This is a genomic window from Citrobacter sp. MGH106 (assembly GCF_001037495.1).
GTDB lineage: Bacteria > Pseudomonadota > Gammaproteobacteria > Enterobacterales > Enterobacteriaceae > Citrobacter > Citrobacter murliniae.
This window is the reverse complement of record NZ_KQ089822.1, coordinates 3,524,735-3,546,055: the sequence shown is the minus strand read 5'-3', so window position 1 is coordinate 3,546,055 and position 21,321 is coordinate 3,524,735. Positions and strand designations below refer to the sequence as shown.

The following is a 21,321-nucleotide window of genomic DNA, read 5'->3' as shown; positions in this document are numbered from 1 at the left end:
GATGAAACCGGCAAGGATCCCTCAAACTGTCGTAGCGCCCGTTAGCTGGGATGATTTACCCTGGGGCGAGCACTATCGTGAGGCGCTGGAGAATGAGCTTAACCCGTGGTTCGCAAAAATGTACGGTTTTCATCTGCTTAAGATTGGCAATTTAAGCGCAGAAATCAATTCTGAAGCGTGCGCGGTTTCTCATCAGGTAAATGTTTCTGCGCAAGGTTCACCGATGCAGGTGCTGGCCGATCCGTTACATCTTCCCTTCGCCGATAAATCCGTCGATGTCTGTTTGCTGGCGCATACTTTGCCTTGGTGTGCCGATCCACATCGCTTAATGCGGGAGGCAGACCGTGTGCTTATTGATGATGGCTGGCTGATAGTCAGTGGATTTAATCCGGTTAGCCTGATGGGCTTGCGTAAACTGGTGCCGGTATTACGTAAAACATCGCCCTATAACAGCCGGATGTTTACGCTGATGCGTCAACTGGACTGGCTCTCTTTGCTGAATTTTGAAGTGTTGCACTACAGCCGTTTTCACGTTTTGCCCTGGAGTAAACAAGGGGGGAAACTGTTAAGCGCACATGTTCCGGCGTTAGGGTGTTTACAACTGATTGTTGCACGTAAGCGAACAATCCCGCTTACGCTTAATCCGATGAAACAAAATAAAAGCAAAGCACGTATCCGCCAGGCCGTTGGCGCAACCCGGCAATACCGCAAGCCTGACGCTTAAGTCTCGGCCTGATATCCAACATCATCCTGACTGGGACTCATCGCTGCAGCGCGCGCAAGTTCATCACAGCGTTCGTTTTCCGGGTGACCCGCGTGGCCTTTTACCCATTCCCATTTAATTTGATGCTGGCCCAGCGCGGCATCCAGACGCTTCCAGAGATCGACATTCTTCACTGGCTTTTTATCTGCAGTTTTCCAACCGCGTTTTTTCCAGTTGTGGATCCATTGAGTAATGCCCTGACGTACATACTGGCTATCGGTACTGAGAACCACTTCGCACTGTTCTTTTAGTGCCTCCAGCGCGACGATTGCGGCCATCAACTCCATACGATTATTGGTGGTCAGGTTATACCCTTCGCTGAAGGTTTTTTCACGTCCGCGATAGCGTAGAATTGCCCCATAACCACCAGGCCCTGGATTTCCCAGGCAAGAACCATCGGTGAAAATTTCTACCTGTTTAAGCATCTCTGGTAGACTTCCTGTTTTAGCAAATCGAAATCAAACGATAAGTCTGACATAAATGACCGCTATGAGCACTGGAATTACACGACAGATCGTCCTCGATACCGAAACCACCGGTATGAACCAGATTGGCGCCCACTACGAAGGCCACAAGATTATTGAGATCGGTGCGGTTGAAGTGGTGAACCGCCGCCTGACCGGTAATAACTTCCATGTTTACCTTAAGCCGGATCGGCTGGTGGACCCGGAAGCATTTGGTGTACACGGAATCGCGGATGAATTCCTGCTGGATAAACCCACGTTTGCCGATGTGGCCGATGAGTTTTTAGACTATATTCGTGGCGCTGAACTGGTCATTCATAACGCATCGTTCGATATCGGCTTTATGGACTACGAGTTCGCGAAGCTTAATCGTGATATCCCGAAAACAAATACATTCTGTAAAGTGACTGATAGCCTGGCGCTGGCGAGGAAAATGTTTCCTGGTAAGCGTAACAGCCTTGATGCATTGTGCTCACGTTACGAGATAGACAACAGTAAGCGTACATTACACGGCGCGTTACTCGATGCCCAGATTCTGGCCGACGTTTATCTGATGATGACTGGTGGGCAGACAACGATGGCGTTTTCAATGGAAGGCGACAGTCAGCAGCAGAATGATACCGGGATCCAGCGCATTGTGCGCCACTCCAGCAAGTTACGCGTTGTTTTCGCCACTGAGGAAGAGTTAGCGGCCCATGAATCGCGCCTCGATCTGGTTCAGAAGAAAGGCGGAAGTTGTCTCTGGCGGGCATAGTTTACGCATTTACAGTGTAGAAATGGCCATTCGGGTGATTTTTGCAGCAAACGATTAAAAAACGTGAGAAAAAGCGTTGACGAGGTGCAAGGCAATCCGTAATATTCGCTTCGTTCCCAAGCGGAACACAACGCGGAGTGGTAGTTCAGTTGGTTAGAATACCTGCCTGTCACGCAGGGGGTCGCGGGTTCGAGTCCCGTCCATTCCGCCACTATTCAGAGAGCCTGAATCAGCAATGATTCAGGCTTTCGTCGTTTTACTCATTACAAATATTTTCTATTGCTTTACCAGCAAAAAAATCAATAACTGACTTCGCAGCATGGATCCCTGTCTGATGGTACGATTCTACCGTCGCAGCAGCGATGTGCGGTGTAGTGATAATATTTCTGGAATGTAGCAAAGGGCTGAATTGTGGTAGCGGTTCATGCTGAAATACGTCGAGAGCGGAATGTACATTCCTTTCATCAGTTACCTGCAACAACGCTCGTTCATCTATTAATTTCCCTCGAGCAGCATTGATAAGCAAGGCACCATTTCTCATCATAGAAAGATATTTGTGACTGATAAAATTCTCTAATGATGGTGTGTATGGGAGAAGAACGATAATGACGTTAGACTGCATGAAGATGTCGTCAATTGACACAAACTTTACCGCCATTTTATCAGCCATCTCGTGATCCGGGAATTTGTCGTATGCGAGAATTTCAATGTCGAAACCGGATAACCTCTTAACCAGGGTTTTTGCTATATTCCCAAAACCTAATAATCCCACTCGTTTACTATTTAATTCATTTCCCAGCGAGTATCCCCAGTAACCATTTTGCATGTCCATGTGATTACCGGGAATATTTCTTAGACCAGAGAAAATAAGTCCGATTATAAACTCAGCAACCGCATTGGCATTGAGTCCTCGGGCATTATTAACCACAATACCTGCTTTTTTTGCCGCCTCTGTATCTATATTATCAATACCGGTGCCAAATCTTGAGATGATTTTCAGTTTTGGTAGAAGAGAAAACACACTTGCGTCATAACAATCTGTTCCGGCAATGACTGCATCAATAGATTCACGCACGTCATCCGGTTCAGATTGAATAAGATGAGTAATATTGTTCTTAAAAATGAGATTAAACTGGTTATCGCGCAGTAACTTGCAACCTGTAACACAACGAGCTGAAAAACTGGAAACGGTGATTAATATATTTTTCATATCTAATACCTCAGACCTGAGAACGCCATCAGGTTGTGATGGCGTAGACCGGTTACAATAAAAATGACACAAGTTATGAATTTGCTTTAACGCCGAGAGCACCTCCAGGATGAAATAGACCAAAATCGGTCCGGGTAAACTGCTTTAGTTCTGACAGGGCGAGGGCCACGGCATCTCCCACGACAAGAACAGCAGTTGAAGAACAGGATGGAGCAAGACCTAAGTTATCTGCTTCGTTTCTCACCGGGATTTCTACAGATAAATTGCAATTAGTAGCCAGCGATGAGTTGTGGCTTCGGGTAAATGAGACTAAAAAATTATTCATCTTTTTTAGACTTGGCAAGGTAGCTAACAGTTCTGTTGTTTCACCACTATTGGATATCAAGATAACTACATCTTCGCTGGTAACCATACCCAGATCACCATGAACAGCTTCTGTTCCATGAATAAAAAATGAGGGGGTGCCTGTGCTGGAAAATGTAGCAGCCAGTTTTTTAGCAATTATTCCTGATTTTCCCACGCCGATAAAAACAACTTTCCCTCTGCAAGATTGGATTACTTTGACTAAACTTGCTGTTTCTGAAAGTGGCGCGTTAATTATTTCTTCAACTGCTTTGTGTTCATTACGCATGAAGGTTTTAATGAGAGAGATGATATCAGTATTATTCATGTTTATTTTCCTGATTTATTTTATCAATAACATAAGCGACCCGACATAAGCCCTGATGTAGTTTTTCTCTACTACATGCCAGATTAAGCCGTAAGAAGTTCTCTCCGCCAGGCCCATATACACTGCCAGCCATAATCCCGACTTTTCCTTCATGAATTAATCTTGAATAGAATTTATCGAACGAACAACTGATTTGTGAGCAGTCTATCCACGCAAAGTAACAACCTTCAGATTCTTTGAGTAGCAGCGATGAAATATTTTCCTTAACATAATTAACTGCAAAATCAACGTTGGATCTAAGATGTGTTCTTAATTCGTGTAACCATCCATCACATTCATTATAAGCAACGATAGTGGCAATGATATTCAATACTGATGGCGAGTTGACAAAATCCCTGTATCGAGTTATCAACCTGAATTTCTCATTAAAATTATTATCAGGTGTAATAAGATAAGAACCCGTTAGAGCTGGGACATTAAATGTTTTTGAGATGGAGTTAAAAACAACTGTTTTATCATAATGTAACTTAAGTACAGAGGTGAATTTGTGGCTAAATGTGAAATCGCTGTGGATCTCATCGGATAATAACCAACAGTTATTTTTTGAACAGATTTCTGAGATCTTTATCAGTTCATCTTCAGACCACACTTTTCCTGTAGGATTATGTGGATTACACAATAAAATTATCTTTGCATGCTTTGCCTTGGTATTAAAATCATTCCAGTCTAGGCTATATCGACCGTCTTGTTCCCGAATCAATGTTGAAGTAGTTAATTTTCTTCCGGTGTTTTTGATAACATCAAAGAACGCATTATATGCCGGAGTAAATATCAGAATGTTATCTTCATAATCAGTTAATAACTCTAGTGCTTTGGCGATAGAGTACATCACACTTGGGCTATAGGTGATCCAATTAGCATCGATCTCCGTATCATATTTCTGACCATACCAATGGCATATCGAATTGAGATATTCGCTATGTTGCCAGCGACTATATCCGAGGATAGGATGTTCCAGTCTTTTTCGTAATGCGTTGGTTATCGCTTCCGGCATTGGTAAATCCATATCTGATATTGAAAACGGAATAATATCTTTTACGCCGAACCTATCTTCGCAGAAGTCCCACTGAGTACAGTACGTTCCTTTTCGGGAAACAGGAGTGTTAAAAATATCCATCAGTATGACTCCATATATTGGTCCATTTCTTTACGCAAGGCGATAACTTTTGTACCAATAATGACTTGCAGGGTGTTTTTGTCGAGTTTGACAATAGCGATCCCTCCCTGCCTTTTAATGGCCGTCTCGTCTATTATCTCCATATCGTTGATTGTCAGACGTAAACGTGTAACACAGTTATCCAGTGATACGATATTTTCCTTACCACCCAGGGCCTCAATCATTTTTTCTGCTGTGCTGGGGCCCATATTGGTATTTATCTGAGGTTGTGCAACAGGTACTACAACCTCAGTTGCTGTTGCTGAAGGTGTCTGGTCACTATCTTCTCTGCCGACGGTCATCAGGTTATATTTAAGAATGGCCCATTTAAACACCGCGTAATAAATAAAGAAGTAGGCTATTTCTACACAGACAGCCACTGGCCAGCCGGTTCTTGTTCCGCGCAATACGCCAAAACTCATAAATTGAATCAAATCGCCAGTAAATCCCATTTTAACACCGAGATACGGTAGGAACATATTAGCAAAACCATTCATGAAAGCATGGAACACAAACAAAACAGGACTGACAAACAGAAATAAAAACTCTATTGGTTCGCTAACACCACCAATAATTACAGTCAGCACCGCAGAAATCAAAAGTGCTTTAATAGCCTTACGATTTTGTACATGGGCAGTCTGATACATAGCGAGAGCCGCGCCAGCTAAACCATACTGGATCATTAGCTTTCCCTGTTCCATTTTACCAGCAAGGTCCAGGGGAATGACGGCATTCTCTTTGACATAGGCCATAAACATATTGAGGGTACCGTAATATTCTTCACCGTTGATGATCGCTGAACCACCGATTGGTGTAAATCTGAATACGGAAGTGACTAAATGGTTTAGTCCGAAGGGAATCGTTACGCGCTCTGCAACGGCATAGAAGAAATAACCTATTGGGCCAGAGGTAGATATCCAGTGGCCGATTAACATAAAGAGGTTAAAGAACGGCGGCCATACGAAGGGAATAATGATACCGAAAACACTCATGACAATTAACGTAATGATCGGCGCAAGACGCGGGCCGCTATAGAATCCCAGCGACTCAGGGATGCGTAGATTGACGATCCGCTTATACATAGTGAATACCATCAACCCAGCAACAATCCCCCCAAGTACACTGGTGTTGTATGACTGAATTCCCAGAATGATAGTTTGTCCATGTGTAGATATCTGGTCGACGGGAACTAACAGACCATGGGTTTTCAGATAGAAGTTTGTCCCTAAATGCATTGCCATAAAACCCACCAGGCCGGAGAATGCACCATATGCTTTATCTTCTTTTTCTTTCAGCAGGCCCAACGGGATAGCGATTGCAAATAACACCGGTAAATTAACAAAAGCAAATAGCCCTAAATTAACAACAAAATCCAGAAATGATTTAACGATAGGGAACCCTAGTACAGGAATTAATTTGGCCATTTCCTCGCTGGCTAATCCACTTCCCAAACCTAACATCATGCCGCATACGCTTAACAGAGCGATTGGGTACATAAATGCCTTCCCCAGGCTCTGAAAAAAACTCCAGGCTTTTTTCTGTTTCATATTAACTGTCTCGTGATAAAGTGAAAGGTAATCAGTCCATCAATACTTTAATGCGAATTGAAAGATATAATTTCTCTTCCATTGCTAGTCTATAGTTAAATTCGGATTTTAAATATTTTTCAATTTCAATAATGGAACATTGTAAAATTAAATCTTTTTCCAGGAAATATTCATAAATATCACCAATATCTTTATTTTTTATCTTTTCGTTGCATAGCACTCTACAAGAAAAATATTTCAAATGGGTCATGAAACGTGAGTAATTGAATGCATTCCGATCTACTCTTTTCTCGTAAACTTTTTCGATAATGTCTGTGATTCGTTGCGAGAATTCTATAATTCTGAAGGACTCATAGTCGGAGGTGTTTTCATAATTATTTAAAATATGCAGGGCAATGAAGCCAATCTCATCATCCGGAAGCTGGATCTTAAAATACTCATTAATAATAGATAAAGCATCGCGACTGATAGCATACTCCGATTTGTATAATGCTTTTATTTCGTCAAGAAATACATTGCTTATTTGGATGCCTGATGCGCACCGTGAGATTGCATTTGAAATATGATCTGCAAGAATCAGCAAAAGTGATGGGTTTAATTTCTTGTCAAGATTCATTTCCGCATAGCGAACTATATTTTCAGAGACAAAAACATAATCAATATCTACTCGCTCTATGAGTTTGTATAGTTTACCTTTCTCTTCATTTCTGACATAAAAGAATCGGTTAGCCGGATGAGGCGGAACCGGCATACCATTCTTTTTATTGTAACCGACGCCAGGACCAGAAATGATGACTTCCTGACCACTCATCGATGCCAGCACACAATTGTTATTCATGACTTTTTCGATGATCATTTCATGGCTCCAAAAAAAAAGGCAAGACAAGTAAGAAGTAATAATTACTTCAAACGTTGTCTTGCCTGATTTAACAGTTACAAGATTATTCACTAATGCGTATACCCTACACAGAACTATCTTAAATAAATGAGATGTACGTCCTGTTTTAGGATTAACACACCAAATCTGAAGTGCAAACCTCACATACAGCATTCAAATGGTTTTTTTAGTGAATACATTCCTTATATGTATATTGTTTTTCTATGTGTGATGTTGCCCGCCTTTCTTCGACAGCGTGTAAACGTCATTCGCTCAGTGTCTGCGCGATATCTTTTTGAACCTGCTGGCGTTGTTCCGGAGTCAGCACTTTGCTCAGGTCAAAGTAGTACTTCACCCGATAATAACGCGCCTGTTGTTCGATGTTGCTGAACGCGGAAAGTTGTTTCCTGACTGCGGCATCATCCCATTTTCCGGACTTGATGACGTCAATCAGCGCACCGTCTTTAACATCCTTCACTGAAATCTGGCTGACATTGGTTTCAAGCTGCTGGTGCAGCTTTTTAATCTGTGCGACCTGGTCGTTGGTCAGTTTAAGATGTTGTACTACTGGATCCTGGGCTGGAACCGGAACGTTGGATACGTTTGCTGCGAGCGTGCTAAAAGAGGCACCAGCCAGGGTAGCAGCCAGCAAAGTCATGCGTACGAATTTTTTCATTTTGATATCCTGAAAAAGAATTTACGTGTGATTGTCATTTTCAGAATACGTTGCTTGAGGCATGTCGCCACGCGAATTTGTTTTGCGGTTGGTTACGGAGTGAAACAATCCCGCTACGGAAAATTTGCGCCGTAGCAGGAGAAGGCGATATCTACAGCGTGAATGCGTCGGCATCCAGCCAGGCTGGAAACTTCTCACGATACTCCCGCAGCATAGCGAGCGATAATTCTGCGTCAATCCGCGTTGCCTGATGTGGCTCGGCGGTCGCAATGATTTCACCCTGCGGATTAATAACCCGACTGTCGCCGCGATAATGATGACCATTACCGTCAGTGCCTACGCGGTTACATCCTGCTACATAAGCCTGATTTTCAATCGCTCGAGCGGTAAGCAGCGCCTGCCAGTGCACTGAGCGTGGTGCTGGCCAGTTTGCGACATATAACGCCAGGTCGTAATCATTGCGATTACGTGACCATACCGGAAAACGCAGGTCATAACAGATCAATGGCAGAATACGCCAGCCACGCCATTCAAAGATAACGCGCTCTTCGCCTGCCTGATAATACTGATGTTCATCCGCCATGCGAAACAGATGGCGTTTATCATAGAGATGAACTCGACCCTCAGGTTCAACCAGTAAAAAGCGATTTACCGGACCACGTTCTGACTGTAACGCAACGCTGCCTGCTATCAGGGCATTTGCCTGCTGCGCTTTGGTATGCATCCAGTTGACAACCTCTTCCTGCGAAAGCGATTTGGTTGCTGCATCCATTGCAAATCCACTGGTAAACATCTCAGGTAACACAATGACGTCACGTCCGTTGACGGTTTCCAGTTGTCTGTCGAAATGGCGCAGATTAGCGGGGCCATCCATCCAGATCAGTGGTTGTTGCAGCAGAGTTATTTTCAAACCAGGCACGATCGAGGCTCCTCGTTGAACATTATTTTGACACTGTAGCATGAGCTTTAACAAAAATGTGGCAATAAAAAGCCCCGCCATAAGCGGGGCTAGCAGTCGAGCATTTGCGTTATGCTGCTTCGACTTTACGCACTTTCTCTGGCAGCTTTACCGGCTGAGTCGCCAGCGCTTCAGGTTCAAAATCATCAACGTTGATACTGCGCAGACGGCTCTCTTCGGCTTTCACCAGAATCGCAGCTTCGTCTTTATCAATCAAACCTTTTGCCAGCGCATTGCGTGCCAGTTCATCCAGACGAGTAAATGGCAGGTTTTTACCTAACTCTTTACAGATACGCTGGTGGATAGGATCGGCGGCAATCACGTCCAGCAAAGCTTCTTCCAGTAAACCAACCGGGTTGTGCTCGCTTGGCGTCAGGTACTGACCGCGACCAAGACGAGAACGCGTGGCGCTTGGAATCTGCAAAATCTTCGCAACTTTATGGTCCAGCTTGTCAGACGGTGCATGATAGTGGCGCCCGGTAGGGAAAATAACCACATTCAGCAACCCGGCAACCAGGCGGTTCGGGAAGTTTTTCAGCAGGTCGTCCATCGCCTGTTCAGCCTTATACAATGCATCCTGTACGCCCCAGTGAACCAGCGGCAGGTCTGCTTCGTTACGGCCTTCATCGTCATAACGCTTCAGCACTGCAGAGGCCAGGTACAGCTGACTTAATACATCGCCCAGTCGGGCTGAGATACGTTCGCGACGTTTCAGACTACCGCCCAGTACGGCCATGGATACGTCTGAGAGTAAGGCCAGGTTCGCGCTCAGACGGTTCAGGTGCTGATAGTAACGTTTAGTGGCATCGCCAGTCGGCGTGCTGCTGGTTAACCCGCGAGTCAGGCCAAGCCAGAAACTGCGCACTTTATTACTGCCAACATGACCAATGTGTTTGAACAGCAGTTTGTCGAACGCATTGACGTCGTTGCTTTGTGCGGCAGCCATCTCTTCCAGGACATAAGGATGGCAGCGAATTGCGCCCTGGCCGAAGATCATCATGCTACGGGTCAAAATGTTCGCGCCTTCAACGGTGATGGCGATAGGTGCGCCCTGATAAGCACGCGCCAGGAAGTTGCTTTCCCCAAGCATGATGCCTTTACCGCCAGTAATATCCATCGCATCGATGATTGACTGCTGTCCGCGGTGGGTACAGTGATATTTCACGATAGCTGACAGCACCGCCGGTTTTTCGCCGAGCATAATGCCGTAGGTAATCAGCGACGCAGCAGCGTCCATCACATAGGCGTTACCCGCAATACGTGCCAGTGGCTCTTCAATACCTTCCATCTTGCCGATAGAGATTTTGAACTGGCGACGAATATGGGCGTAAGCACCCGTTGCCATCGCAACAGATTTGACGCCACCTGTAGAGTTAGACGGCAGAGTAATACCGCGACCGACAGACAGGCATTCCACCAGCATACGCCAGCCCTGACCGGCCATTTTCGGTCCACCGATAATGTAATCAATCGGTACAAAAACATCTTTACCCAGCGTCGGACCGTTCTGGAACGGGACGTTCAACGGGAAGTGGCGACGACCAATTTCCACCCCAGGCGTAGACGTTGGGATCAGTGCGCAGGTAATACCCAGGTCCTCTTCACCACCCAGCAGTTTTTCTGGGTCAGAGAGCTTAAACGCCAGACCCAGCACGGTAGCGATAGGGGCCAGAGTGATATAGCGTTTGTTCCAGGTCAGGCGCATACCTAATACCTGCTGACCTTGCCATTCACCCATGCAAACTACACCGGTATCAGGAATTGCACCTGCATCGGAACCGGCTTCCGGGCTGGTCAGTGCAAAGCAAGGAATTTCCTGCCCACGCGCCAGGCGTGGCAAATAATGGTTTTTCTGCTCTTCGGTGCCGTAATGTTGCAGCAGTTCACCAGGGCCTAAGGAGTTAGGCACGCCGACAGTGATCGCCAGGATCCCGGAAACACCGGAAAGTTTCTGCAGAACGCGGGCCTGAGCATATGCGGAGAATTCCAGTCCGCCGTACTCTTTCTTAATGATCATCGCGAAGAAGCGGTGTTCTTTCAGGTAAGCCCATAATTCCGGCGGCAGATCGGCTAATTCATGGGTGATCTGGAAGTCGTTTGCCATACGGCATGCTTCTTCTACCGGACCATCAATAAAAGCCTGTTCTTCTGCCGTCAGGTGTGGCTGAGGGTAGCTGTGCAATTTTTTCCAGTCAGGTTTACCCTGGAACAGATCTCCTTCCCACCAGGTGGTACCGGCATCAATTGCTTCTTTCTCAGTACGTGACATCGGCGGCATGACTTTACGAAAACCGCGGAATACCGGTGCGGAGATCATCGATTTGCGCATCGGCGTAAAGTTAAACGGTACGAGAATAATGGCCAGAGGAACCAGCAGCCAGACCGACCACAGGCCAGCGACGCCAAGCGCCGCCGTCCAGGCGAGCAAAATTAAGCTGCTGAGGAATAAGCTCACGCGGTGATAAAACAGTACGCTGAGCAGAACAACCGTAGCGATAATACTCAAAATCATCATAACGAAAAGCTCCCTTGCTTGTAGGAGGTCTGACCACTTGTGATGATATGGTTGTAGTGTATGTGAATTCTTTTAGCAATAATTTTACAAAATAATTACAACAGGGTTCACATTGTTGCTGTTTTGACCGGCACAAAAAATCAAAAGCCATGGGCATTCCTGTGGCTTGTACTTCTCGCTCGTAGCGCTATCCGGTACACTGCATCTTGTCATTTACATTCATGCTGAAGGATATCCTCATGTACCAGGATCTTATTCGTAACGAACTGAGCGAAGCGGCGGAAACGCTGGCTAATTTTCTTAAAGATGACGCCAATATTCACGCCATTCAGCGCGCGGCGGTCCTGTTGGCAGACAGTTTTAAAGCGGGTGGCAAGGTACTTTCCTGCGGTAACGGCGGCTCCCATTGTGATGCAATGCACTTTGCCGAAGAGCTAACCGGGCGCTATCGCGAAAACCGTCCCGGCTACCCGGCTATCGCTATCTCTGACGTCAGCCATATCTCCTGCGTCGGCAACGATTTCGGTTACGATTATATTTTCTCTCGCTATGTCGAAGCGGTGGGGCGTGAGGGTGATGTCCTGTTAGGTATTTCGACCTCAGGTAACTCTGGAAACGTGATTAAAGCGATTACCGCTGCTCGCGAGAAGGGCATGAAAGTCATTACCCTGACCGGGAAAGATGGCGGGAAAATGGCGGGTAGCGCAGATATTGAAATTCGTGTTCCGCACTTTGGTTATGCTGATCGAATTCAGGAAATTCACATTAAAGTGATTCATATCCTGATTCAGCTTATCGAAAAAGAGATGGTTAAATAACTATACCCGTCATACTTCAAGCTGCAGGTGCGTTGGCTGCACTCAGAAACCCCAGTCACATAGTTATCTATGCTCCTGGGGATTTCCTCCCTTGCCGCCTACCTGCAACTCGAATTATTTAGGGTATAGGAGGCGGTTTTATTTGCTACTTTGAATCCAAACTGGCTGCAACAATTACGCCTTCCCGCTTTAAGGCGTTTGTGGAGGTGATGTATGTGCGAACTGCTCGGGATGAGCGCCAATGTGCCAACCGATATCTGCTTTAGCTTCACCGGGCTGGTTCAGCGCGGCGGAGGTACCGGGCCGCACAAAGATGGCTGGGGTATTACGTTTTATGAAGGTAAGGGCTGCCGTACGTTTAAAGATCCGCAACCCAGCTTTAATTCGCCTATCGCCAAACTGGTACAAGACTATCCCATCAAATCCTGTTCCGTCGTTGCCCATATTCGCCAGGCAAATCGTGGTGAAGTCGCGCTGGAAAATACGCACCCTTTCACACGTGAACTGTGGGGCCGCAACTGGACCTATGCCCATAACGGGCAGCTTAGTGGTTATAAGTCACTGGCAACGGGGAATTTTCGCCCGGTCGGTGAAACCGACAGCGAGAAAGCCTTTTGCTGGCTCTTACATAAACTGGTCGAACGTTATCCTCGTACGCCTGGTAACATGGCGGCAGTGTTTAAATATATTGCGGTGCTGGCAGGGGAACTACGTAAGAAAGGCGTCTTCAACATGCTGTTGTCTGACGGGCGCTATGTGATGGCCTTCTGCTCGACCAATTTGTACTGGATTACCCGACGTGCGCCATTCGGTGTTGCTACGCTGCTTGATCAGGATGTCGAAATTGATTTTAGCTCGCAGACCACACCTAATGATGTGGTCACCGTGATCGCCACTCAGCCGCTGACGGGTAATGAAACCTGGCAAAAGATCATGCCAGGCGAGTGGGCGCTATTTTGTCTCGGGGAGCGTGTAGTTTGACGCCAATTGTGGCTGAACCACTTCGTGACTCAACGGCTTGCTGACAACGTAACGGCCATCGACGACTGACACTGTCGGTGGCTTACGTGTTTGTTCAAAGTAATCGTATCCCGGTTTTAGCTGCGTCCAGAAATCTTTGTAATACGAAAACTTATGGCGCTGCATATTCGCGTCGGTCATACGGAACGGGTAAATGCTAACCTGAACGCTGGACTGCCCGAACACCAGAGCACCGGTCACAAATTGGAAAATCTCATCAATGCCGTTGTCGGTCATTGCGTAACAGCCGACGGAAACGCAGGCACCATGGATCATCAGGTATTTACCTTCGTAACCATGAGCACGATCGTAGGCGTTGGGAAAGCCAATATTAATCGCTTTATAGAAGCGACTATCCGGCTTGAGCTGACCGCGCTGTACGCTGTAAAACCCTTCCGGACTTTTAAAATCACCCTGACGCTGTTTTGGTCCCAAGCCACCGGAATAGTTACAGATCTTGTAACTGTCGAGCAATTGATACTGTTCACCCATCTTAACGTACAGATCAAGCGTTCGTTCTTCTTTGAAGATCTGAATATAGACAGGAGATCCCATCAATTGCTGCTTATATTCTTTGCTGATTGGCGTGGTCGGGCTACTGCTGCTCAGCAAACCGGCAAATGAGACGCACGGCATCAAAAGCATCGCAAGAAAAAATGCGATTTTACGCATACTGCTTGTTCCTTGATAAAACGGTTACACACGCCAGGACGGCAAAAAGAGTCCCCAAATCAGAAAAATCTGGATTTGGAGCGCTCACATTAGCACCAAGAAAGTTTTTCGCAAGTCTCTCGTGAGGCGTTTACACCTTATACTGAAAATTGGGATTAGAAGCAGTCAGACACTGGCCTATTTTGTCGGGGCGCGGAATACGTGGAGCAAGCAGAATACATCAACGCTAATATATTGAATTAATAATATTAATTATTTAATAATCAAATATTAAAACGGTTCGATCGGCAATAGCAGTAGACTGCGACGAACGTGTTTGACCAGGTATTCTTTTTTTCATGTTTTTTGCATCCTCTCCCCGACGCTTTTTGCCGGGCCTGCTGTCTTTGTGTGTCGTGTTTTCCGTATCCTCAGCAGCCAAAGTTCAACCTTCCTTATCCGACGCGCACTTAAGCTATGCGGCGCAATTGCGTATGCGTAACCGCACCCGACTGCTGAAGCAGTATCATACACAGCTAAAAAAGCAGGAGGGTTACATTGTGGAAGGAAACGCAGAAAGCAAAAGAGCACTACGCCAGCAAAACCGTGTTCTGATTAAACAGCACCCGGAGTGGTTTCCTGGTCCGCTTAAAGCCAGCGATCATCGCTGGCAGGAACTGGCAGAGAACGACCATTTTCTCAGTAGTGATCACTTGCACAATATCACTGAGGTGGCGATTCATCGTCTTGAGCAGCAACTGGGCAAGCCTTACCAATGGGGGGGGACCAGCCCGGATGAGGGGTTTGATTGCAGTGGGTTGATTTTTTATGCCTACAATAAAATTCTGGCGGCGAAGCTACCCCGCACCGCAAATGAAATGTATCACTATCGCCGGGCGACCATTGTCTCTCATCGCGATATCCGTCGTGGCGATTTGCTGTTTTTCCATATTCACAGCCAGGATATTGCCGATCATATGGGCGTTTATTTGGGGCAGGGGCAATTCATTGAATCACCGCGTACGGGAGAAACCATTCGGGTCAGCAATTTAGCCGATCCTTTCTGGCAGGATCATTATCTCGGCGCCCGCCGTATTCTGACGGAAAACACTATCCTGTAATAAAAAAGGCGGTATTTTCATTACCGCCTGGGGAATCGTTAACTCAACGCTCCCATGATTTTTAATTCCAGTTCATCCGGGACTTCGTTGTAAGACAGCACCTGTAAGCCTGGCGCAAATAGCCGTGCGTAGCGGGCGAGCAGAGGGCGTAATTGTGGGGCGACTAACAGCACGGGTTCTTTACCCGCCGCTTTCATTTGCTCTTTAATCTGCGGCATATTGGTCTGGAACTGATTGAGCATATTCGGATCGACCGGGACGCTGTCGAGCATCACTTTGCCGCTTTGTTGCGCCTGATTGACCACATTAGAGAGCAAATTCTCCAGTTCATTATTGAGCGTATAGACAGCAAGCTCATCTTTACGGATAAACGGGTGTGTGATGCTGCGACGCAGCGCCAGACGTACATCAGCCGTCAGCAGAATGTGATCCTTCGTCACGGCACTGCTGGCGACCAGTACGGTGGCAATGGTGACGATATCGCGTAAGGATACCCCTTCGATTAGCAGCGTACGATATACCTTCAACAGCTGGCTGTAATTCAACGCCGTATTAAGATCTTCTGCCAGGCGTGGTGCCATCGATGACAGGCGGTTATGTAACTGAGTAATATCGTCATAGTTAAACAGGTCAGGGATATGCCCGCGAATAACCTTATTCACATGGGTGGCAATAACGCTGGCGCTATCGATCACCTGATACCCCATATTTAAAGCCTTTGCTTTTTGCGCAGCCGCAATCCAGGTAACGGGCATTCCATATGCCGGATCGTGTCCTAAAATGCCGTCGATCTCGCCATAGGTTTCGCTGGAGGGCAGCGCCATCAACTTATCCGATGGAATATCCGCCTCATCAGCTTTAATGCCATTGATGAAAATAGCGTATTGCGTTGGTTTTAGCCTGAAGTTTTCACGGATGCGAATTTCTGGCAGCAAAACGCCATTACTGTCTGAAATAACCTGCCGCACACCGCGAATTCGTTGGGTAAGAGGATTCCCTTTTGATTTATCCACCAGCGACACCAGCTTATACCCCAGACTCAGGCTAATGGGCTCGATTAAAGGAATCGTCTCCCAGCTGACCTGTTGCTCGGTAGTTTCGGCAATGGTCTTGGTCAGCGTTTCGAGATTTTTCTCTTCGGTCTCAGCAACCTTCGGGCGTTTGCTCATGCGCCAGGCGGTGAACCCCAGCAGGGCGCTGAAAACCAGAAACGGAAAGTGGGGCATGCCCGGAACAATCGCCAGCACAAACATAATGCTGGTGGCGGTATAAAGGACGGACGGACTTGCCAGCAACTGGCTGCGCACGTCCGTAGCAATATCGCCACTGTCGCTCACGCGCGTCACGATAATCGCCGCAGCCGTTGACAGCAGCAGAGATGGGATTTGTGCGACCAGACCGTCACCGATGGTCATCAGTACGTATTGCTGGAATGCCGCTTCGGCACTTAAGTCATATTTAAATATCCCAATACAGACGCCGCCTATCAGGTTGATGGCCAGAATCATCATCCCGGCGATGGCGTCTCCACGGACAAACTTAGACGCGCCATCCATTGCGCCATAGAAATCGGCTTCTCCCGCCACGTCCTTACGTCGAATTTGCGCTTGTGCCTGGTTAATTAATCCTGCGTTCAGATCGGCATCAATCGCCATCTGCTTACCGGGCATGGCATCCAGCGTAAAGCGAGCCGAAACTTCGGAGATACGTTCCGCACCTTTGGTGACCACAATAAAGTTGATTGTGAACAGCGTCAGTAAGGCCGATCGTGAAAATATCGTGGCGGCACTACACGGTCAGTCAATTTTTAATGGTGGCGGTATGGCACCGTTAAACAAACTGGGTAAACAGCCGATTGCGCCGGGTGCCCAGAAGAAAAACGTCACGCCAAACAAACTGGATAAAACCACGCATCCGCAAGAGACCGCGAAGGTCACAGAAGAAAACGCCAAAAAGGCGCTGGATGTAAATGAGAAAACGGTATTACTGAAGCAAAAATCGGCGCGTGAACTCGGTGAACTGGCGACCAACATCAATGCTATTGCCCGCAATGCACATATGGAAACCAATCTGGAAATGGAGATCGTTCCCCAGGGGTTGCGGGTGCTGATTAAAGATGACCAGAACCGGAATATGTTTGAACGCGGCAGTGCGAAAATTATGCCGTTCTTTAAATCATTGCTGGTTGAGCTTGCTCCTGTATTTGATTCGCTGGATAACAGGATCATCATTACCGGACATACGGATGCGATGAGTTATAAGAGCAACATCTATAACAACTGGAATCTTTCTGGCGATCGCGCATTGTCGGCCCGTCGTGTTCTGGAAGATGCCGGAATGCCTCAGGATAAAGTCATGCAGGTCAGTGCAATGGCGGATCAAATGCTGCTGGATGCGAATAATCCAGAGAGCGCAGGTAACCGCCGCATTGAGATCATGGTGTTGACGCAAAGCGCTTCCGACACGCTGTATCAGTATTTTGGTCAGCATGGAGAGAAGGTGGTGCAACCGCTGGTGGACAAGCTGGATAAGCAAAAGCAGGTGACTTCCTTGAGTCAACAACCCGTTTCTGTACCTCATTAATTCTGTTCTCTGCTCCCACGCAACGTGGGGGCATTTTTTCTCAAGAGAGTCGCATGATTGCTGTAACCGATTTAATTCCCTTAGATATTCCGACCGATAGTAGTACTGATGTTACTCGTCAGGGGGCGCATTTCGACAATGTTTCCGGTATCTGGTACACCGAACCTCGTCAGCTGAATGAGGCACTTCGTGGTTATGCTTACGATACTGATGCTTTTAATATCGTGGCACCTTACTGCCTGGTGATTACATCGAAGATGCACTGTTGGAGCTGCCACCAGCCAACGCGTATTCATGGAGTGATGTTTACCCGCTTTATTAAACAAAATCAGGATGGTAAAGGCTGGCAGTCTGTGCGGCGCAATACGTTTCTCTTCCATATTAATTCTCTGCCTGATGAGATAAAAAAGAACATCAAGGCCAGCAATTACTATCTGGATAAGAGTAAAACAACCGGGCTTCGCTACTGGATGAATCATTGTGAAATTTGTGGCGAACGGTTGGGCGACTACGAGCTTTTTTGCATCGAAGATGAGGCATTTCATCAGATGACCATTGAGAGGATCCTGCGGGCAAATGTCAGAAAAGTGAATAAGCTGTTTGTCAGTTTGGCGGGCAATCCCGCGGATCATGCGCCGAAAGACGTTGTACGTTACCTGTGTGACGCTCGCTTTGTCATGAATGAACCGGAGCCAGCGTAATCCCCCGCGTAAGGCAGATTCATACTTCTCACGATACAAAAATACTGTATACTTAAACAGTGTTGTGGGAGGCGAGTTATGCGCAAAATCATACATGTCGATATGGACTGCTTTTTCGCGGCGGTGGAAATGCGCGATAACCCCGCCCTGCGTGATATTCCCATTGCTATCGGTGGGAGCCGTGAACGCAGAGGGGTCATCAGTACGGCTAATTACCCGGCGAGGAAATTTGGTGTACGCAGTGCGATGCCCACAGGAATGGCGCTAAAATTGTGTCCGCATCTCACCTTATTGCCTGGGCGCTATGAGGCTTATAAAGAAGCCTCCAGCCAGATCCAGGCTATCTTTTCGCGCTACACCTCACTCATCGAGCCTCTTTCCCTGGATGAAGCCTACCTGGATGTTACCGACAGCACCCATTGTCACGGCTCCGCCACGCTGATTGCCCACGAGATACGCCAGACGATTTTTAATGAGTTACAACTCACCGCCTCGGCGGGGATTGCACCGGTTAAGTTCCTGGCCAAAATCGCCTCAGATTTGAATAAACCCAACGGGCAATATGTGATAACCCCTGCGGATGTCCCTGAATTCATCAGAACGTTACCCCTGGGGAAAATTCCTGGCGTCGGGAAAGTTTCTGCTGCAAAACTCGAAGCCATGGGGTTGCGCACCTGCGAGGATGTACAAAAATGCGATCTGGCCATATTGCTTAAGCGTTTTGGTAAATTTGGTCGGGTGCTGTGGGAGCGCAGCCAGGGGATTGACGAACGGGATGTCAGCAATGACAGAATGCGTAAGTCAGTTGGCGTCGAGCGTACCCTCGCGGAAGACATTCATGAGTGGCCAGAGTGCGAGGCGATCATCGAACGGCTTTACCCGGAACTGGAACGACGTCTGGCGAAAGTGAAGCCGGATCTCTTCATCGCTCGCCAGGGCATTAAATTAAAGTTTAATGATTTTCAGCAGACGACGCAGGAACACGTCTGGCCGCGCTTAAATAAAGACGATTTAATTGCAACCGCGCGTAAAACCTGGGATGAGCGTCGGGGAGGGCGGGGAGTTCGGCTGGTGGGATTACACGTGACGCTGCTGGATCCGCAGCTCGAGAGACAACTGTTGTTAGGACTCTAACCTGGATTATTTGCCGGACAGAGGCGTTAACGCCGCCATCCGGCAATGTATTACAGAGAGTTATTTCGCCGGAATAGATTTCAACAGCTCAGTCAGCAGCGTCCAGTAATGGCCGACGCTTTCAATATGAACCTGTTCATCCGGGGAGTGCGGACCGGTGATGGTTGGCCCGATGGATACCATGTCCATATCCGGATACGGTTTCTTGAACAGACCGCATTCCAGACCTGCGTGGATAATCTGGATGTTCGGCGTCTTGTTGAACAGACGCTGATAGGTTTCACGCACCAGATGCATCACTGGGGAGTTAGCGTCCGGTTGCCAGCCAGGATACGCGCCTTTGGCTTCGGTTTTTGCACCAGCCAGCTTGCCCAGAGAATCCAGCATACTCACGACATAGTCTTTACCGCTGTCGATCAGCGAGCGAACCAGGCAGTGAATCTGCACGTTATCGTCAGTCATAGTGACAACGCCGACGTTCAGGGAGGTTTCCACAACGCCTTTCGCCACATCTGAATTACGGATCACACCGTTTGGTGTGGCGTTCAGCAGGCGAACAAAGGTATCGCGAGACTGAGCAGTCAGCGCGGCTTTATCATTGGCAACAGCATCCAGCAACAGAGCCAGATTCTTCTCTTTTGCTGCCAGTTCGTTTTTCAGGATGTCCTGATAAGTGTTCACCAGCGCTTTTAACGCATCGACTTTATCTGCGGCAACGGCGAGGGTAGCAAAGGCTTCACGTGGAATCGCGTTACGCAGCGTACCGCCGTTGAAATCAACCAGACGCAGATCCAGCTCTTCAGCGTGGCCTGCCAGGAAACGTACCAGCAGCTTGTTAGCATTACCGAGGCCAACGTGAATTTCGCCACCGGAGTGACCACCCTTCAGACCTTTTAACGTCAGCTTAAAGCTCTGGAAACCAGCTGGAATGGCTTCACGAGATAGCGGCAGGTTAGAGGTAAAGTCGATCCCCCCGGCGCAACCCATGTAGATCTCACCTTCTTCTTCGGAGTCGGTGTTGATCAGAATGTCTGCCTGCAGCCAGTTAGCTTGCAGACCAAACGCGCCGTCCATACCTGCTTCTTCAGTCATGGTCAGCAGAACTTCCAGCGGGCCGTGGACGACATTGTCATCAGCCAGAACCGCCAGCGCAGAGGCCATACCGATACCGTTATCTGCACCCAGAGTGGTGCCGCGGGCTTTCACCCATTCGCCGTCGATATAAGGCTGGATAGGATCTTTAGTGAAGTCGTGGACGGTGTCGTTGTTTTTCTGCGGCACCATATCCAGGTGCGCTTGCAGAACGACCGGCTTGCGGTTTTCCATTCCTGCGGTAGCGGGTTTACGAATCAGGATATTACCGACCTGATCGCGCTCGACGTGAAAACCTTTCTCTTTGGCCCAGCTCAGAATGTGTTCAGCGAGCTGCTCTTCATGATAGGACGGATGAGGAATAGAACAGATTTTAGCAAAAATATCCCACAGCGGTTGTGGAGATAATTGAGACAGTTCAGACACGTTGAGTCTCCTTGGCGATGTCCTACAAAATTGACTTGCAGGCCACAGGGTTAGCAGAATTAAAAACACCACAAGTCAGGCTTGCGAGATGCGATTGAGAATACCACTTTCTCTGCTCGCGGGTA

At 47.5% G+C, this 21,321-nt stretch carries 18 protein-coding genes, 1 tRNA gene and 3 pseudogenes; 9 read left to right on the top strand and 13 right to left on the bottom strand.

Going from position 1 to position 21,321, the window contains the following annotated elements; all coding sequences use genetic code 11:
- Nucleotide 1 precedes the first annotated feature (1 nt).
- Nucleotides 2-724: a class I SAM-dependent methyltransferase gene (locus tag SK36_RS16610; protein WP_045440064.1), complete on the top strand. Its 723-nt coding sequence runs from the start codon at nt 2-4 to the stop codon at nt 722-724.
- On the opposite strand, the pseudogene rnhA reads toward SK36_RS16610, so the two are convergent.
- Nucleotides 721-1,299 (bottom strand): annotated as a pseudogene (gene rnhA, locus SK36_RS16605) (ribonuclease HI). The gene SK36_RS16610 and the pseudogene rnhA sit on opposite strands and share 4 nt — an antisense overlap.
- Between rnhA and dnaQ the strand changes: the two are divergent.
- Nucleotides 1,253-1,981, top strand: coding sequence for a DNA polymerase III subunit epsilon (gene dnaQ, locus SK36_RS16600; protein WP_045449447.1), 729 nt, complete (start codon nt 1,253-1,255; stop codon nt 1,979-1,981). The pseudogene rnhA and the gene dnaQ overlap by 47 nt on opposite strands.
- Before the next feature lie 134 nt (nt 1,982-2,115).
- Nucleotides 2,116-2,192, top strand: a tRNA-Asp gene (locus tag SK36_RS16595).
- A 45-nt stretch (nt 2,193-2,237) separates the two neighbouring features.
- On the opposite strand, the gene SK36_RS16590 is transcribed toward SK36_RS16595, so the two are convergent.
- The 9 genes and pseudogenes from SK36_RS16590 to fadE form a co-directional block, all read right to left on the bottom strand.
- Nucleotides 2,238-3,191 carry a phosphoglycerate dehydrogenase gene (locus SK36_RS16590; protein WP_045440069.1) on the bottom strand — a complete coding sequence of 318 codons (954 nt, stop codon included), beginning with the start codon at nt 3,189-3,191 and terminating at the stop codon, nt 2,238-2,240.
- 73 nt (nt 3,192-3,264) lie between these two features.
- A complete protein-coding gene (locus SK36_RS16585) occupies nt 3,265-3,861 on the bottom strand; it encodes a KpsF/GutQ family sugar-phosphate isomerase (RefSeq protein WP_045440072.1) in 597 nt (198 codons plus the stop codon).
- Nucleotides 3,854-5,038 carry a MalY/PatB family protein gene (locus SK36_RS16580; protein ID WP_048222016.1) on the bottom strand — a complete coding sequence of 395 codons (1,185 nt, stop codon included), beginning with the start codon at nt 5,036-5,038 and terminating at the stop codon, nt 3,854-3,856. Before SK36_RS16580 ends, SK36_RS16585 begins: the two co-directional genes overlap by 8 nt.
- Complete coding sequence (locus tag SK36_RS25275; protein WP_413814478.1) at nt 5,038-5,379, bottom strand: PTS sugar transporter subunit IIB; 342 nt, start codon at nt 5,377-5,379, stop codon at nt 5,038-5,040. The genes SK36_RS16580 and SK36_RS25275 overlap by 1 nt, the downstream gene beginning before the upstream one ends.
- Nucleotides 5,356-6,624: pseudogene (locus SK36_RS16575) on the bottom strand (PTS transporter subunit EIIC); the annotation flags it as partial. The pseudogene SK36_RS16575 and the gene SK36_RS25275, both read right to left, overlap by 24 nt.
- A gap of 31 nt (nt 6,625-6,655) precedes the next feature.
- Nucleotides 6,656-7,480, bottom strand: a complete 825-nt coding sequence (locus SK36_RS16570) for a PRD domain-containing protein (RefSeq protein WP_048222792.1) — start codon at nt 7,478-7,480, stop codon at nt 6,656-6,658.
- 286 nt (nt 7,481-7,766) lie between these two features.
- On the bottom strand, nt 7,767-8,177 hold the full coding sequence (locus SK36_RS16565; RefSeq protein WP_045440080.1) for a Spy/CpxP family protein refolding chaperone: 411 nt from the start codon (nt 8,175-8,177) through the stop codon (nt 7,767-7,769).
- A gap of 151 nt (nt 8,178-8,328) precedes the next feature.
- Entirely contained in the window at nt 8,329-9,096 is a 768-nt protein-coding gene (locus SK36_RS16560; protein ID WP_048222014.1) for an amidohydrolase, read from the bottom strand.
- A 109-nt stretch (nt 9,097-9,205) separates the two neighbouring features.
- Nucleotides 9,206-11,650, bottom strand: coding sequence for an acyl-CoA dehydrogenase FadE (gene fadE, locus SK36_RS16555; protein ID WP_048222013.1), 2,445 nt, complete (start codon nt 11,648-11,650; stop codon nt 9,206-9,208).
- 239 nt (nt 11,651-11,889) lie between these two features.
- Between fadE and lpcA the strand changes: the two genes are divergently transcribed.
- Complete coding sequence (lpcA, locus tag SK36_RS16550) at nt 11,890-12,468, top strand: D-sedoheptulose 7-phosphate isomerase (protein ID WP_045440088.1); 579 nt, start codon at nt 11,890-11,892, stop codon at nt 12,466-12,468.
- 213 nt (nt 12,469-12,681) lie between these two features.
- Entirely contained in the window at nt 12,682-13,449 is a 768-nt protein-coding gene (locus SK36_RS16545) for a class II glutamine amidotransferase (protein ID WP_045440090.1), read from the top strand.
- On the opposite strand, the gene dpaA is transcribed toward SK36_RS16545, so the two are convergent.
- A complete protein-coding gene (gene dpaA / locus SK36_RS16540) occupies nt 13,420-14,160 on the bottom strand; it encodes a peptidoglycan meso-diaminopimelic acid protein amidase (protein WP_045440098.1) in 741 nt (246 codons plus the stop codon). The genes SK36_RS16545 and dpaA overlap by 30 nt on opposite strands.
- Before the next feature lie 338 nt (nt 14,161-14,498).
- On the opposite strand from dpaA, the gene SK36_RS16535 reads away from it, so the two are divergent.
- Nucleotides 14,499-15,260 carry a C40 family peptidase gene (locus SK36_RS16535; RefSeq protein ID WP_048222012.1) on the top strand — a complete coding sequence of 254 codons (762 nt, stop codon included), beginning with the start codon at nt 14,499-14,501 and terminating at the stop codon, nt 15,258-15,260.
- Between the two features lie 38 nt (nt 15,261-15,298).
- Here the strand turns inward: SK36_RS16535 and SK36_RS16530 are convergent.
- Nucleotides 15,299-17,017, bottom strand: a pseudogene (locus tag SK36_RS16530) (flagellar biosynthesis protein FlhA); the annotation flags it as partial.
- On the opposite strand from SK36_RS16530, the gene lafU reads away from it, so the two are divergent.
- The 3 genes from lafU to dinB all read left to right on the top strand — a co-directional run bounded on the left by lafU (nt 16,983) and on the right by dinB (nt 19,678).
- Nucleotides 16,983-17,843 carry a putative lateral flagellar export/assembly protein LafU gene (gene lafU / locus SK36_RS16525; RefSeq protein WP_197086131.1) on the top strand — a complete coding sequence of 287 codons (861 nt, stop codon included), beginning with the start codon at nt 16,983-16,985 and terminating at the stop codon, nt 17,841-17,843. The pseudogene SK36_RS16530 and the gene lafU overlap by 35 nt on opposite strands.
- Nucleotides 17,844-17,896: 53 nt before the next feature.
- Complete coding sequence (locus SK36_RS16520) at nt 17,897-18,544, top strand: hypothetical protein (protein WP_045440231.1); 648 nt, start codon at nt 17,897-17,899, stop codon at nt 18,542-18,544.
- Between the two features lie 78 nt (nt 18,545-18,622).
- Nucleotides 18,623-19,678 carry a DNA polymerase IV gene (gene dinB / locus SK36_RS16515; RefSeq protein WP_045440234.1) on the top strand — a complete coding sequence of 352 codons (1,056 nt, stop codon included), beginning with the start codon at nt 18,623-18,625 and terminating at the stop codon, nt 19,676-19,678.
- Between the two features lie 60 nt (nt 19,679-19,738).
- Here dinB and pepD read toward each other — a convergent pair whose 3' ends face one another.
- Nucleotides 19,739-21,196, bottom strand: coding sequence for a cytosol nonspecific dipeptidase (gene pepD / locus SK36_RS16510; protein ID WP_045440238.1), 1,458 nt, complete (start codon nt 21,194-21,196; stop codon nt 19,739-19,741).
- Nucleotides 21,197-21,321: the final 125 nt, after the last annotated feature.

Bases quoted from the DNA above. Each gene is read 5' to 3' on its own strand.
- SK36_RS16610 (WP_045440064.1), top strand. From the start codon at position 2: ATGAAACCGGCAAGGATCCCTCAAACTGTCGTAGCGCCCGTTAGCTGG.
- dnaQ (WP_045449447.1), top strand. From the start codon at position 1,253: ATGAGCACTGGAATTACACGACAGATCGTCCTCGATACCGAAACCACC.
- SK36_RS16590 (WP_045440069.1), bottom strand. From the start codon at position 3,191: ATGAAAAATATATTAATCACCGTTTCCAGTTTTTCAGCTCGTTGTGTT.
- SK36_RS16585 (WP_045440072.1), bottom strand. From the start codon at position 3,861: ATGAATAATACTGATATCATCTCTCTCATTAAAACCTTCATGCGTAAT.
- SK36_RS16580 (WP_048222016.1), bottom strand. From the start codon at position 5,038: ATGGATATTTTTAACACTCCTGTTTCCCGAAAAGGAACGTACTGTACT.
- SK36_RS25275 (WP_413814478.1), bottom strand. From the start codon at position 5,379: ATGACCGTCGGCAGAGAAGATAGTGACCAGACACCTTCAGCAACAGCA.
- SK36_RS16570 (WP_048222792.1), bottom strand. From the start codon at position 7,480: ATGATCATCGAAAAAGTCATGAATAACAATTGTGTGCTGGCATCGATG.
- SK36_RS16565 (WP_045440080.1), bottom strand. From the start codon at position 8,177: ATGAAAAAATTCGTACGCATGACTTTGCTGGCTGCTACCCTGGCTGGT.
- fadE (WP_048222013.1), bottom strand. From the start codon at position 11,650: ATGATGATTTTGAGTATTATCGCTACGGTTGTTCTGCTCAGCGTACTG.
- lpcA (WP_045440088.1), top strand. From the start codon at position 11,890: ATGTACCAGGATCTTATTCGTAACGAACTGAGCGAAGCGGCGGAAACG.
- SK36_RS16545 (WP_045440090.1), top strand. From the start codon at position 12,682: ATGTGCGAACTGCTCGGGATGAGCGCCAATGTGCCAACCGATATCTGC.
- dpaA (WP_045440098.1), bottom strand. From the start codon at position 14,160: ATGCGTAAAATCGCATTTTTTCTTGCGATGCTTTTGATGCCGTGCGTC.
- SK36_RS16535 (WP_048222012.1), top strand. From the start codon at position 14,499: ATGTTTTTTGCATCCTCTCCCCGACGCTTTTTGCCGGGCCTGCTGTCT.
- SK36_RS16520 (WP_045440231.1), top strand. From the start codon at position 17,897: ATGATTGCTGTAACCGATTTAATTCCCTTAGATATTCCGACCGATAGT.
- dinB (WP_045440234.1), top strand. From the start codon at position 18,623: ATGCGCAAAATCATACATGTCGATATGGACTGCTTTTTCGCGGCGGTG.